The sequence below is a fragment of the Nonomuraea wenchangensis genome (assembly GCF_900111685.1).
GTDB classification, from domain to species: domain Bacteria; phylum Actinomycetota; class Actinomycetes; order Streptosporangiales; family Streptosporangiaceae; genus Nonomuraea; species Nonomuraea wenchangensis.
This window is the reverse complement of record NZ_FOHX01000026.1, coordinates 22,865-36,190: the sequence shown is the minus strand read 5'-3', so window position 1 is coordinate 36,190 and position 13,326 is coordinate 22,865. Positions and strand designations below refer to the sequence as shown.

Genomic DNA, 13,326 nt, shown 5'->3' with positions numbered 1-13,326 from the left:
AGCAGTAGCCGGGCTAGGCTGCCGCTCGTTCCTCCGTCGTGTGTGTCTCGGTGTCGTCGTCCAAGAGGTCGGGCTGCTCCTGGTCGGGGGCGCCGAGGATGCGTACGTTGGGCGAAGAGGCGCGGCCGGGGCGCGTGGCCATGGCCCAGTCCTGGGTCTCCTCGTCGAGGCGGTCGCGCATCTCCTTGCTCATCGAGGTCGTGCCGCCGCCCCGCTCGGGCTTGGTGAAGGCGCCGGTGCCCCAGCGCAGGTCATGGCCCACGGCGCTGGCCTCGATCTCCGGCATGAAACGGCGGTCGCCCTCCGGGCCGAACTCGCGGATGCGCAGCCTGCCGGACACCACGACGGGCTGCCCGGCCCGTACGGACGTGGCGACGTTGTCGCCGAGGGCGCGCCAGCAGCGGACCGTGAAGCAGACGCGGTCGCCGTCCGTCCACTGGCCGGTCTTCTTGTCGAAGTAGCGATGTGAGGTGAGCACCCTCAGCGAGGTGACCCTGAGGCCGTCCTCGAAGGTGTATTGCCTGGGCTCTGCTGCGACGTTGCCGGTGAGCGTGATGTAGATGTCGTTCATCCTGTGCCTTCCCCTGCTGCGGACGGCGGCGGGCGGGGTGCCCGCGGCCTGGTGACAAGGTGCCGCAGACGGCGGCGGCCACGGGCGGGCGAACGGGATTCTGTGGATGGAGGCGTTCGGGCGAAGGGCGCACGCCCCCCGCTCACGCCCCCACCCGTGGCCGGGAGGAAGGCGCGAGGTCAGGCGGACAGGTCGCGCAGCGCCGTGTAGAACGTGTGGTGGCGGGCCAGCTCGCGTTCGACGGGCTCGACGACCATCGTGGCCGACACGGCGGCGACCCGGCGGCGCATCTCGCGTTCGAGGCGTTCGCGCTCCCGCGAGGCCCCCAGCTCCACGAAGTTGCGGGCCGCGATGCCGGACAGGACGCCCAGCCCCAGCACCGAGGCCATCATGAGGCCCACCCACGGCAGCGTCGCGCTGTCGCCCAGCAGCTCCAGCGACGACGGCAGCGAGCCCGGCATGAGCAGCCCGGCCGCCAGCCAGACCACGCCCGCCAGGAACGCCGCCACCAGCGCGTACTGCCACACCTTGAGCGCCCACCACCAGCCGGGCACGTGGTCGAGGCGGGGGGCCACCTCCGTCAGGTCCTCGGTCAGCGCCTTGGGCAGCTGCTTGGCCCGCGACTTCGCCGCCTGCCGGACGGCGGTGCGCCACACGGGGTGCATGTTCATGGACAGACCGTCGGCCAGGGCGTGCACCGCGTTGGCGACCTCGGCCGACTGCGCGCTCACCGAGCCGGTCGTGATCCCGCGGATCTCCTCGCTGACGTCCTCCAGCCGAAGGCTCTTCAGCGGGTCGGCGCGGAACCTGTCGATCCAGCGCGGGTAGGGCCACCCCACCCACTTGCCGGAACGCTCGGCGTAGACGTTCTCCATGGCCTCGCCCACCGCCGGGACGCCGACCGCGTCGCACAGCGCGTCCGTCAGGCCCATGCGGCGGGCCTCGTCCACGGAGGCGGGCGCGGACAGTGACTCGCCGAGCGGCATGGTCTCGGCGATGCGCTGCTCCAGCCGCTGCAGGTCGGCCTCCAGCTTCTGGATCGCGGCGCGGCGGCGGGAGACGGCGGTGGCGATGACGCTCTTCAGGCTCTCGACGCCCCGCCCGGTGACCGCCGAGGTCGGCACCACGCTCGGGTGCTCGACGCCTTCGCGGCGCAGCAGGTCGTTGAGGTCGATGAGCAGCTCGGCCAGCTCCTCGGTGGCGAGCTTGTCGGCCTGGTTGAGCGCGAACACGGTGACCGCGTCGTGCCCCGCCAGCTCGGTGACGTAGCGCCGGTGGGTGGAGGCGTCGGCGTACTTCTGCGGGTCGAGCACCCACACGACCAGGTCGGCCAGGCCGATGAGCCGGTCGGCCTCGGTGTCGGTGAGCGCCCTGATCGAGTCGTGGTCGGGCAGGTCGAGCAGGACGAGCCCGTTGAGCTGGGTGTCGCCCTTGTCGAGCGCGCTGGCCCGGGAGAAGCGGTGCCGCCACTGGATCTGCAGCCAGTCGAGCAGCGGCGCGGAACCGTCCTCCCCCCACACGCAGGCGTGCGTGCGGCCGGTGGTCGGCCGGCGTACGCCTGTGGGCGACAGCTCCAGCCCCGAGATGGCGTTGAACAACGACGACTTGCCGCTGCCCGTGCCGCCCGCGAGCGCGACGACGGTGTGCTCGGAGGAGAGCTTGAGGCGTTCGCCGGCCCGCTGCAGCAGCGCCGTCGCCTCGTCGAGCAGCTTCTTGTCGAGCCGGCCCGCGCCCACCTCGACCACCTTGGTGAGCGCGGTCAGCCGCGCGGCGAGCCCCGGCCTGGGGGTGGTCGTGGTGGTCATCGAGCGACCTCAAGGTTGTAAGTCGCCTGGTAGAGGCGGGTCGCAGCGGACTCGTCGGGCACGCCCGCGGAGTCGAGCGCTTGCACGTAACGCATGGCTTCCTCGTCGAACAACATACCGATCCTGGCCCGCAGGTCGCTCAGCGCCTTCGCGCCGATGCCGCGCAACGACTCGGCGCCGAGCAGGGCGTTGACCAGGCGGTGCGGCACGCCCTCGCCGTTCGCGCCGCTGAACATGGCGACCGTGAAGATCAGGGCCAGCGAGTCGGGATCGAACGACACGATCTTCGACACCGAGCGCTTGGCCACGCCTTCGGTCCGTACGAGCTCGCCCAGGTGATCCTGCCAGGACGCGATGGCCCGCCCGGCGTTGCGTACGAGCGTGTCGGAGGGGTGGTCGAGCCCTTCGCCGAGCTTGCCGCCCAGCTCGGCGCGGTGCCGCCAGCGCGCGACGACCTCGGCCGTGGCGCGGTTGGCGGCGGCGACGATCACCGACTCCAGGCCGGTGCGGATCGCCGCCCTGAACGCGGTCACCCGCTCCGGCGCCTGCCTGGCCGCCCGGCCGCGCCGGCGGAGCTGCAGCGAGCGCATGAGGTCGCCAGAGCCGGCGAAGTCCTGCCAGCGGGCCAGCACCTCGCCGTGTAGCAGCGAACCGCTCCTCGCCGCCTTGTCGATGTCGCTCAGCGCGCCGAAGAACGCGGCCTCCACGTCCTTGCGCAGCTCAGCGCGGAACGCGACCTGCGCCTCCAGGTGCTTGGCCAGCGCGGGTACGCGGGTGCGGAAGCTGTCGAGGACGCCATTGAGCGTCTCGCGGACGGCCTGGGCGCGCCGCTCCTCGTCGACCGACAGCTCGGCCAGCCACAGGCGCAGGTCGGTGACCTCGCTGTCGGGCAGCCTGCCGTCGGTGACCTCCGACTCGTGGATGACGAACCGGTCGATGTCGCCCAGACCGTATTCGGTGAGCATGCGGACGAAGTGCTTCTGCACGACGTCCACCGCCTTCGGCTGCACTCGCGACAGCACGATCGCCAGCCGGGCGCCGCGCTCCTTGGCCAGCTTGAGCAGGCTCCAGGCGGGGGCGTCGGCGTAACGGGCCGCCGTGGTCACGAAGATCCACAGGTCGGCGGCGTCGAGCATGCGGTGCGCGATCTCGTGGTGCTCCTCGACGACCGAGTCGATGTCGGGGGTGTCGAGCAGCGCCACGCCCTGCGGAAGCTTCTCGGTCGAGACCAGGACCAGGCCGTCGTTGGTGCCCGTGCCCGCGCCGCCGCCCCGGTTGGCGGTGGGCTCGGGCTGGTCGAGCCGCTGTACGGTGCCGAGCAGCTCGCCCTCGGCGAACCACTGGCGGTCGTCCGGATGGCACACCAGGACGGGGGTGCCGGTGGTCGGGCGGCGGATGCCGGTGCGGGAGACGTTGCGCTCGGCGAGGCTGTTGACCAGCGTGGACTTGCCCGCGCCGGTGGAGCCGGCCACCACGATCAGGGCGGGGGCCGTGCTGGTCCGCACCCTGGGCAGGACGTAGTTGTCCAGCTGGGCCAGGATGTCGGTGCGGGTTTGCCTGGCCTCCTTGACGCCGGGGAGGTCCAGGCCCAGGCGAAGGTCGGTGATGCTCTCGCGGAGCTGGTCGAGCGCGGCGGTCAGCGCTTTCACGGTCTCCGGTGGGAGGGCTTCGGTACGGGTGCCGTCGGCGGGCGGCTGCTCGCCGGAGGCGGCGTCCTTCTCCGTGTCCTCTTCCGTGTCCTTTTCCGCGCCTTCGCCTTCGCCTTCGTCGTCTTCCTCGCCCTCGTCGAGGGTGGTGGCCTCGGCCTGGCGGAAGGCGTTCTCCGCCAAGGGGTCGTCCGCGGGTGCGGCGGCTTCTGCGGACGGGGCGGGGGTGGGCTCTTCGCCGTCGTGCGGCTCAGCTTCTGGCTCGTCCGGTTCTGCCGACGGATCCGGGTCGGCGGAGACGTCAGCGTCCCCGGAGGAGACGGCGTCGGTCGAGGGGGCGGGGTCCTCGGATGGGGGGAGGTCTGGTGAGGTGTCCGAGTCCTCCGACGGGCTCAGGTCCTCTGGAGAGCTTGCCTCGTCGTCAGTGGACGGGTCGGTGGCGACCCCCTGGTCCACGGCGCTGGGCTGGTCGTCGGTGGGTGGGACGTTCAGGGCGGCGGGTCTGGTGAAGAGGGAGGGGCCGCCGGGGGCGGGGCGGTCCGCTGAGGGGGTGTCCTCTGGGGCGGGGGAAGTGTCGGCGGCGGGCTTGCGGGGGGTGAAGAAGTCGACGCGTTCGGCGGGCTTGGCCGGGGCGCCGAAGAGGTTGACCTCGCTCGGCCCGCCTTGGCCCTCAAGGGCGCCCGTGGCGGGGTGCCCGGGAAAGGCCGGGCGGTTGGGGGACGTGGGGCGACGCCTGGGAAGTGGCTCGTGCGCCTGCTGCGGCTCCCGGCCCTGCTGCGGCTCCCGGCCCTGAACCTGCTGTGGCTCGCGGCTCTGCTGAGGCTCCCGGCCCTGCTGCGGCTCGACGGCGCGGCGTAGTTCGCGTACGTGCTCCGCCTCGCCGGGCCGTCGTTCGCGGGGCTCCTGGGCGTCGCGGGGCCGGCGCGGCTCGCGGGGTGTGTCCGCGGGGTTCTTCTTGGCATCCCCGGTGGGGGTGAAGGCGTCGAAGGTGTCGTCGTCGCTTATCGAGGGGAACGACAGTGTCTGCTCCCCCAGCGACTCCGGCCGCCCGTCATCCATGGCCGTGTTCACGGCAGGCGCTCCGCTCGAACCATCTCGACCTCCTGGCCGACCCTGACGACGTCCCCGACGACGACGATCGCCGGCGGTCGTATCCCAGCCGCGGACACGCGGTCGGCCACGGTGGAAAGCGAAGCGACGACCGCCCGCTGCGTCGGAAGGGTACCGTCCTGCACCACCATTACGGGAGTATCCGGCGAACGTCCGTCTCGAAGGAGCGCCTCGGCCACCTTCGGCAGCCGCTCGACGGCCATCAGGAGCACCAGCGTGCCCTGGGAACGGGCCAGGCCGGGCCAGTCGACGGTGGAGCGTTCGTCGTCGGGCGCCACGTGCACGGAGATGACGTGGAACTCCTGGCTGACCCCCCGGTGGGTCACCGGGACGCCGGCCGCCGCGGGGACGGCGACGGCGCTGGTGATGCCGGGGACGACGAGCACCGGGATGCCGGCCTCCGCGCAGGCGATCATCTCCTCGCCGCCCCGCCCGAAGACGAACGGGTCGCCGCCCTTGAGCCGCACCACGAACTTTCCCTGTCTGGCGCGGTCCACCAGGATGTCGTTGATCGTCTCCTGGGACAGCGAGCGGCCGTAGGGGACCTTGGCGGCGTCGATCAGCTCGACGTCGGGGGCGAGCTCGTCGAGCAGGGCGCGCGGCGCGAGCCGGTCGGCGACGACCACGTCGGCCTGCGCGAGGAGCTGCCGCCCGCGTACGGTGATGAGCCCGGGATCGCCGGGGCCGCCGCCGACGAGGGCGACGCCGACGGGTTTGGTGCGGTTGCGGCGGGCGTCGACGGTGCCGTCGCGCAGGGCCTCGACCACGGCGTCGCGGATGCCGGCGGCCCGTCTGGGGTCGCCGCCCGCGGTGACGGCCACGCTGATCTCGCCGACGCGCCCGCTGGCGGGGGTCCAGGCGGCGGCGGCGTCCTTGTCGTCGGCGCGCACGCACCACACGCGCTTGGCCTCCGCCTCGGCGGCGACGGCGGTGTTGACGGACCTGTCGTCGGTGCACGCCTGGACGAGCCAGGCGCCGTCGCAGTCGCCGACCTCGTAGGGCCGGGCGTGCCAGATGATCCGCCCGGCGGCGATGAGGTCGTCGAGTGCCGGGGTCACGCTCGGCGAGACGACCGTGACCTCCGCACCGGCCTCCAGGAGCGCGGGCACCCGCCGTTGGGCGACGCGGCCGCCGCCCACGACGAGCACCCGGCGGCCGGAAAGCCGCAGGCCGAGGAGGTAGGGACCCATGGGGGAAATCTCCCGTTCGCGCAGGTTGTGTTAAGAGGTAAACCTACCGGCTTCGCATCCTTCATTTACTGCGCACAGGTTAACGGGAACAAGTCAACGACCGTCGAGAAGCGGCTGACGCGGATCCCAGCGCGGCCCGCCCTCGTCGTCCTTGCGGCGTCTGGCCATCGCTGACAGAGCCTCAAGGATAACCCGGTTGCCGAGGAAGGCGGTGATGTCCGCGTGATCGTACGGCGGTGCCACCTCCACCAGCTCCATGCCGGCGACGGGCAGCTCGTAGCAGATGCGGCGTACGGCGTCGAGGAGCTGGCGGGCCGTCAGGCCGCCGGGCTCGGGCGTGCCGGTGCCGGGAGCGTGGCCCGGGTCGCAGACGTCGATGTCGACCGACAGGAAGATCTGGTCGCACTCGTCCAGCGCGATCGCGGACGCCTCCGTCAGCACCTCGTCCAGGCCGCGGGCGACGATCTCGGTCATCTCGTACGAGCGCATCCGCTGCCCGGCCATCCACGACAGCGTCTCCGGCTCGGGCCAGTAGCCGCGCAGGCCGATCTGCAGGAACCGGTCGCCGCGGATGGCGCCTGACTCGATGAGCCGCCGCATGGGCTGCCCGTGGCCGTACAGGTGGCCGAAGGTGATGTCGCCGGTGTCGGCGTGCGCGTCGAAGTGGATCATCGAGGTGCGGCCGGGGAGGTGCGCCCTGGCCGTGCCGCGCGCGTCGGGCAGCGCGATCGTGTGGTCGCCGCCCAGCACCAGGGGCACCGCCCCGGAGGCCGCGATCCGGTGCACGGCGTCCTCGATGACCTGCAAGGAGTTCTCGACGTCGCCCGAGTAGCACTCGACGTCGCCGGCGTCGAGCACGCGCAGGTCCTTCAGCGCGTCCACGCGCAGCGCCAGGCTGGGACGTGATCCGTCGTGCGGCAGGTAGCACGCCTGCCGCAGCGCCTGCGGGCCGAACCTGGCGCCCGGCCGGTGTGAGGTGCCGCCGTCGAAAGGGGCGCCCAGGATCACGACGTCGGCGCCCTCGTAGGACGCGGGATCCCCGAGGTCGCAGCGGTCCACCCCCAGGAACGTGTAATCCGGGCCGTACATAGCGCCGTATCGGGACAACAGGCTCACCTCCAGTGAGCACCATCCTTACACGGGCTTCTCGGTGACCCCCGCCGAGTCGAACGTCGCGACCTCGTGCATCACCCGTACGGCCGCGCACAGCACGGGGTGGGCCAGCAGCGCTCCGGTGCCCTCGCCGAGCCGGAGCTCCAGGTCCACCAGAGGACGCAGCCCGAGACGGGCGAGCGCGGCGGCGTGGCCGGGCTCGGCCGAGCGGTGCCCGGCCACGCAGTGGTCGAGCGCGGACGGGTCGAGGGCGGCGGCGACCAGGGCCGAGGCCCCGGCGATCACGCCGTCGAGCAGCACCGGGACGCGGGCCGCCGCGCCGCCGAGTATGAAGCCGGCGAGCGCGGCGTGCTCGAACCCGCCGACGGCGGCCAGCGCCCGCAACGCCTCGCTGGCCGAGGAACCGAGCGTGCCGCCGTCGAGGCCGTTCACGCGCAGCGCCTCGCGGACGATCCCGACCTTCCGCTCGTACGTCTCGTCGTCGATGCCGGTGCCCCTGCCGGTCACCTCGGCCGGGTCGGCGCCGGTGAAGACGGAGATGAGGGCGGCCGAGGCGGTGGTGTTGGCGATGCCCATGTCGCCGGTGATCAGGCAGCGGGCCCCGCCCGCCACCAGGTCGCGGGCGACCGTGATGCCCGCCTCCATGGCCCTGACGGCCTGGTCGACGGTCATGGCGGGCCCGCGCGACAGGTCGGCGGTGCCGTAGCCGACCTTCCGCTTGACCAGGGCGGGCGCGTCGGGCAGGTCGGCGGCGACGCCGACGTCCACGACGGTGACAGGGACGCCGGCCTGGGCGGCGAAGGCGTTGGCGACCGCGCCGCCGGCCAGGAAGTTGGCCACCATCTGCACGGTGACCTCCTGCGGCCAGGGCGTGACCCCCGCGGCGTGCACGCCGTGGTCGGCCGCGAAGATGGCCAGCGCGGCCGGGGCGGGCAGGGGCGGCGGGCAGGCGCCGGCCGCGCCGGCCAGGCGGACCGCGACGTCCTCCAGCACGCCGAGCGAGCCGCGCGGCTTGGTGAGGCGGTCCTGGAACGCTCGGGCCTCGGCGATCGCCACCGGGTCGGCGGCGCGGATCGCGGCGAGGGTCTCGGCCAGCACGGCGTACCTCCGGGAAGAAGGATCTGGGGGATCAGTGGACGAGCTGGAGGGCTTCCTCGTAACGCTCGATGACGACGTCGGCCAGGGGCTCGCAGTCGCCGATCACCTCGGCGCAGCGAATGTCGAGATCGGGGTGGCCGGCGCCGTACGCCAGCGCCTGCGCCCACACGCGCTCCAGCATGCCGCCCGCGAAGAGCAGGTAAGGCACCACGATCACGCGCCTGGCCCCGAGGCGGCGGCAGCGTTCGAGCCCGCCGGGCACGCCGGGGGGCGTGACCGACACGAACGCGGTCTCGACGGTCATGAAGTCGTAGGCGTGCGTCTCCCAGAACAGCCGGGACACGCGGTGGATCTCGGCGTTGGCCGCCGGGTCCGTCGAGCCCTCGCCGACCAGCACGATGCCGGTCTCGCCCGGCTCGACGTGCAGGTCCTCGTCGACGGGGGTGTCCACGGCGCGCAGCCGGGGGCGGGCGCCCGCGGGCTCCAGCGCGCGCGGCTTGGACAGGTCGGCGGCGGCCTCGGTGAGCCGCTCGGCCAGCAGCGACAGCACGCGGGGGTCGGGGCCGAGCGGGCGGCCGTAGTCGTACATGAGGGTGGGGTGGCGCTGCTGTTCGCGTTCCATGGCGGCGCCGAGGTCGTCGCTCGTCCTGCTGAGGCTGAGCGGCAGGGCGACGAGCCGGTGGTGGCCCCTCGCGACCAGGGAGGCGACGGAGTCGCTCAGCCCCGGCGTGGCGCGCTCCAGGTAGCCGCCGGAGACGTCGACGGCCGTCCGGTCGAGGCGGCAGCGGAGCCGGTGTACGAACCTGCCGAACTCCGCGGCGTAGGCGTCATCGTGCGAGCCCTGCCCGATCAGCAGGAGCGGCGGCTTCATGGTGAGGGAATCTCCGGTGCGGTGGACAAGGACACGCGAGGATAACCGATGCGCGGCAGTAGGGAACAGGTCACGTTCCGTGCGCGGGGGTCGCGTGGACGACGAAAACGGGGTCGGCGGCGGCCAGGCGGTGCGTCCCGTCGAGGTTGACGGTCAGCGCCGAGGCGATGATCTGGGTGCCCGTGCCACGGTAGCCGTGCTCGCGCAGCCGGTCGAGCACGGCCGAGACCTGCTCGACGGTGCGCAGCGCGCACACCAGCGAGCGCGGGCGGCGCGCGGCGCAGGCCGCCACCACGTCGGCCCCGCCGCCGCCGACGTACACGGCGTCGGGGTCGGGCAGGGGCTCCAGCGCGGGCGGGGCCTGGCCCCGGGTGAGCGCGACCTTGACGCCGTGGGCGAGCACGTTGGCGCGCAGCCGGGCGCAGTTGGCCTCCTCGCGTTCGACGGCGACGACGGCCGCGCCGTGCCTGGCGCACTCGACGGCGATCTCTCCGACGCCCGCGCCGACGTCCCAGACGAGGTCGCCGAGGCGGGGGCCGAGCTTGGCCAGCACGTACGCCCGCACCTCGGGCGGCAGCCCGCCCCCCTCGAACGGCAGCGCCCACTCGGCGGGACCCGGCTGCGCCCCCGCCACCCAGCCCGGCTCCTTGGCCTGGTGGAGCGGGTCGAGGACGAGGACGACGTCGGGGTCCTTCCACGGCCGGGTGGTGGCCTCGCCCATGCGGCTGTGCGTGACCCGCTGTTCGGGCCCGCCGAGGTCCTCGCAGACGATGAGCGCGCGGGGCGTGGTGGGGGCCAGCTCGCGGGCCAGCTCGGCGGGGCCGACGCCGGGCGCGACCAGCAGCGCGACCTTAGGGTGGGCGCGGCAGGCGTTGACGGCCCTGCCGAGCTGGTGGGGGCCGGCGGGCGCGACGACCAGCGCGTCCTCCCAGTTGAGCCCGGCGCAGGCGAAGGCCCGGGTGACCAGCGAGGTCGCGGGCAGGACGTCCGGTTTGAGGCCGCGCGCCCGCAACGTGCGTACGACGCCGAAAAACCCGGGATCGCCCTCGGCGATCACGACCGCGAGACCGTCGCCGTTCTCGAGATGGTCGTCCAGCGCCTGGAGCAGCGCGCCGTCGGCCACGGTCGCGGCGTTGAGCGTGAGCCGGCCGAGCAGGACGTCGGGGCCCACGACGAGGGCGGCCTCGCGCAGCCGGTCGAGCGCGGCGGGCGGCAGCTCGGTCCCGTCCCAGCCGACAACCGTGATCATCGTGCCTCCACCTCCCCTTCAAGGGTGACGGTTGCCGGCGGGTTTCACAAAGGGGTGCGAGAGCCAGTACGGCGTGCCTTCCGGCTACGCGGGAAACTCCAGGTCCGACGGCAGGAGGCTGAAGACGGCCAGGTCCTCGCCCACGAGCGCGGCGCGGGCCACGCCCTCGCGGACGAAGCCGGCCTTCTCGGCGACGCGCTGCGACTGCGGGTTGTTCACGGCGGCGCGGAGCTGGAGCCGGCTGAAGCCCTGCCGCTCGAACAGCCAGCGCGCGACCGCGAGCACGGCCTCGCCCGCGTAGCCGTTGCCGCGCGCCCAGGGAGCGGTCATGTAGCCGATCTCGGCGGTGCGGTGGCTCCAGTCGACGTCGCGCAGGTCCACGTTGACGGCGAAGCGGCCGGTCGCCTGCTCGATCGCCGACCAGGCGATGCCGGCGCCGCGGACGCGTACCCGCTCGGCGTGGTCGATGAAGGCGAGCGCGTGCTCGACGCTGTAGCCGCGCGGCACGCCGGTCCTGGCCTGGGTGAGCGGGTCGGCTCCGGTGGCGGCCAGGTCGGCCGCGTCGGCGGGCTCGGGCGCGCGCAGGAGCAGGCGCGGCGTGCGCAGCTCGGCGCGCGGCAGGATGGCGGCCGGAGAACGGCCGTCGCCCCGCAGCAGGCCGAACACGACCAGGTCGTGCGGACCGTCGTCCTCCAGGACCGCGCCGCGCAGCACGCCCTCCCAGGTGAAGCCCGCTTTCTGGGCGACGCGCAGCGACGGCAGGTTGTCCAGGTTGGCGGTCAGGTCGATCCGGCGCAGCCGGGTCCTGTCGAAGACCCATTCGGTGAGGCCGCGCAGGGCCTCGGTGGCCAGGCCGCGGCCCCGGTACAGCGGGTGCACGCCGTAGCCGACCTCGGTCGTACCGGCCTCCCATGAGGTCTTGAAGAGGCTGATGGCCCCCACGACCAGGCCGTCCAGGTCGATCATCGCGAGGTGCACGCCCTGCCCCGACCTGCGCAGCTCGTGCACGCCCCGGTCGAGCCACTGCTCGACGCCGGACGCCTTGGCGGGCGCGCCGGGGGGCAGGAAGGCCGCGCCGGACCCCACGATCGACCGGATCCGCGCCGCGTCCTGGGGGGCGAACGGCCGCAGGGTCAGGCGGGCCGTCGCGATGGTGATGTCGGCATCGAACACGCACGGCAGGGTACACAGCGGCGATGTTTGCCCACGAAAGCGGGGGTAGGGGCGCTGAGGAGAGAGGTGACGCGAACATGCAACGTGGGAGCGACAAGCACGGCCCCCGTCTGGACGGCCAGCAGAAGCACGAGACCGAGGGCATGATGCGCGGCGGCGGCACGACGCACGCCGAGGAGTGGAAGGAGCCCGAGTCCATGCCGGCAGCAGGCGAGGAATCCATGCGGTCGTACCCGCCCGGCCACGAGCCCGGCGTGCCGGAAGGCATGACGGGGCGGAGCGTGGACGCGCGCGCCGACCTGGCCAAGTGGCTGAGCGACACCCACTGGCCCAAGTCGAAGGCGGACCTGGTCCGGCAGGCGGAGGAGGCGGACGCCCCCGACCGGGTGACGGACATGGTGCGCTCACTTCCCGAGCGGGAGTACACGAACATGGCCGACGTGGGCGAGGCGCTCGGGCTCGGCGTGGAGAAGCGGAGGTGGTGACGGGTGCGCCTCGACTTCATCCGGCCGCTGTACGAGCGGCGGGGCCCGTACGCCTCCGTCTACCTGGGGGCGCTGACCGGCCCGGAGCGTGAGACGCACTGGCACAGCGTGCGCGACGCGCTCGACGGGGTGGACCCGGCGACCGTCGCGGCGCTCGAGGAGGTGGCCGAGCGGGCGGCCGCGGGGCAGGCGCTGTTCGCCGCGCACGGCGAGGTGGTGCTGGCCGAGCCGCTGTCGCGGCCGCCGTACGAGCGGGCGACCTGGTCCCTGCTGCCGAACGTCGCGCCGATGTTGCTGGAGCGCGGCGAGAACGTGCCGCACCTGCGGGTCATCGTGGACCACGCGGGGGCGGAGCTGACGGTTTACGGGAGCGGGGCCCCACGCAAGCGTACGGTGGCGGCCACCACCTGGCCGCTGCAGAAGACCGCGCAGGGCGGCTGGTCGCAGCGCCGTTACGAGGTGTCCGTCGAGAACGCCTGGGAGCAGAACGCGCAGGCGGTCGCGCACGAGATCGACGAGCAGGTACGCCGCCTCGGCACCGAGCTGATCATCGTGGCCGGCGAGCCGAAGTCCCGTTCGTACCTGATGCACCACCTCGGCACCAAGGCGACCGACCGGGTGGTGATGGTCGAGCACGGCAGCCGCTCCGACCACGGCCAGTTCGAGGAGGACGTCGAGCAGGCGCTCGACGACTGGCTCGACCGCCGCCGCGCCGAGCTGCTGGAGCGCCACCAGGAGAGCGGCGGTCCTGTCGGCCTGTCGCAGGTGGCGCGGGCGCTGCGCGACGGGCGGGTGCAGGCGCTGCTGCTGCCCGGCGAGCGGCCGGAGCCGATCTGGATCGGCGAGGGCGGCGCCCAGCTCGACACCGACCGGGGCGAGCTGCGGCACTGGGGCGTGGCCGAGCCGGTGCGCGAGCGCGCGGACGCCGCCCTGGTCAGGGCCACCGCGATGACGGACGCCGAGCTGTGGTTCACGGACGGCGTCAAGGACGTGGCGGCGGTGCTGAGGTACTGAC

Annotated in this window: 11 protein-coding genes; 2 read left to right on the top strand and 9 right to left on the bottom strand. The window is 73.4% G+C overall.

The window, feature by feature from the left end; translation table 11 throughout:
* Positions 1 to 13: 13 nt before the first annotated feature.
* The 9 genes from BMW85_RS45070 to BMW85_RS50115 all read right to left on the bottom strand — a co-directional run bounded on the left by BMW85_RS45070 (position 14) and on the right by BMW85_RS50115 (position 11,826).
* A complete protein-coding gene (locus tag BMW85_RS45070; protein WP_091093829.1) occupies positions 14 to 571 on the bottom strand; it encodes a single-stranded DNA-binding protein in 558 nt (185 codons plus the stop codon).
* A gap of 179 nt (positions 572 to 750) precedes the next feature.
* Positions 751 to 2,376 carry a GTP-binding protein gene (locus BMW85_RS45065; protein ID WP_091093827.1) on the bottom strand — a complete coding sequence of 542 codons (1,626 nt, stop codon included), beginning with the start codon at positions 2,374 to 2,376 and terminating at the stop codon, positions 751 to 753.
* Entirely contained in the window at positions 2,373 to 5,093 is a 2,721-nt protein-coding gene (locus BMW85_RS45060; protein ID WP_245775465.1) for a dynamin family protein, read from the bottom strand. Before BMW85_RS45060 ends, BMW85_RS45065 begins: the two co-directional genes overlap by 4 nt.
* Positions 5,090 to 6,322 carry a uroporphyrinogen-III C-methyltransferase gene (gene cobA, locus BMW85_RS45055; RefSeq protein ID WP_091093824.1) on the bottom strand — a complete coding sequence of 411 codons (1,233 nt, stop codon included), beginning with the start codon at positions 6,320 to 6,322 and terminating at the stop codon, positions 5,090 to 5,092. Before cobA ends, BMW85_RS45060 begins: the two co-directional genes overlap by 4 nt.
* 93 nt (positions 6,323 to 6,415) lie before the next feature.
* Positions 6,416 to 7,411, bottom strand: coding sequence for an agmatinase (gene speB, locus BMW85_RS45050; protein WP_218156223.1), 996 nt, complete (start codon positions 7,409 to 7,411; stop codon positions 6,416 to 6,418).
* A 45-nt stretch (positions 7,412 to 7,456) separates the two neighbouring features.
* A complete protein-coding gene (cobT, locus tag BMW85_RS45045) occupies positions 7,457 to 8,533 on the bottom strand; it encodes a nicotinate-nucleotide--dimethylbenzimidazole phosphoribosyltransferase (protein WP_091093822.1) in 1,077 nt (358 codons plus the stop codon).
* A 31-nt stretch (positions 8,534 to 8,564) separates the two neighbouring features.
* Complete coding sequence (locus BMW85_RS45040) at positions 8,565 to 9,404, bottom strand: sirohydrochlorin chelatase (RefSeq protein ID WP_091093821.1); 840 nt, start codon at positions 9,402 to 9,404, stop codon at positions 8,565 to 8,567.
* A 70-nt stretch (positions 9,405 to 9,474) separates the two neighbouring features.
* Positions 9,475 to 10,653 (bottom strand): bifunctional cobalt-precorrin-7 (C(5))-methyltransferase/cobalt-precorrin-6B (C(15))-methyltransferase, encoded by a 1,179-nt coding sequence (locus tag BMW85_RS45035; RefSeq protein WP_091093819.1) that lies wholly within the window; start codon positions 10,651 to 10,653, stop codon positions 9,475 to 9,477.
* An 84-nt stretch (positions 10,654 to 10,737) separates the two neighbouring features.
* On the bottom strand, positions 10,738 to 11,826 hold the full coding sequence (locus tag BMW85_RS50115; RefSeq protein WP_177241213.1) for a GNAT family N-acetyltransferase: 1,089 nt from the start codon (positions 11,824 to 11,826) through the stop codon (positions 10,738 to 10,740).
* 77 nt (positions 11,827 to 11,903) lie between these two features.
* Between BMW85_RS50115 and BMW85_RS49050 the strand changes: the two genes are divergently transcribed.
* On the top strand, positions 11,904 to 12,311 hold the full coding sequence (locus tag BMW85_RS49050) for a DUF2795 domain-containing protein (RefSeq protein ID WP_143082623.1): 408 nt from the start codon (positions 11,904 to 11,906) through the stop codon (positions 12,309 to 12,311).
* A gap of 3 nt (positions 12,312 to 12,314) precedes the next feature.
* Positions 12,315 to 13,325, top strand: coding sequence for a baeRF2 domain-containing protein (locus BMW85_RS45025; RefSeq protein WP_091093816.1), 1,011 nt, complete (start codon positions 12,315 to 12,317; stop codon positions 13,323 to 13,325).
* Position 13,326 lies beyond the last annotated feature (1 nt).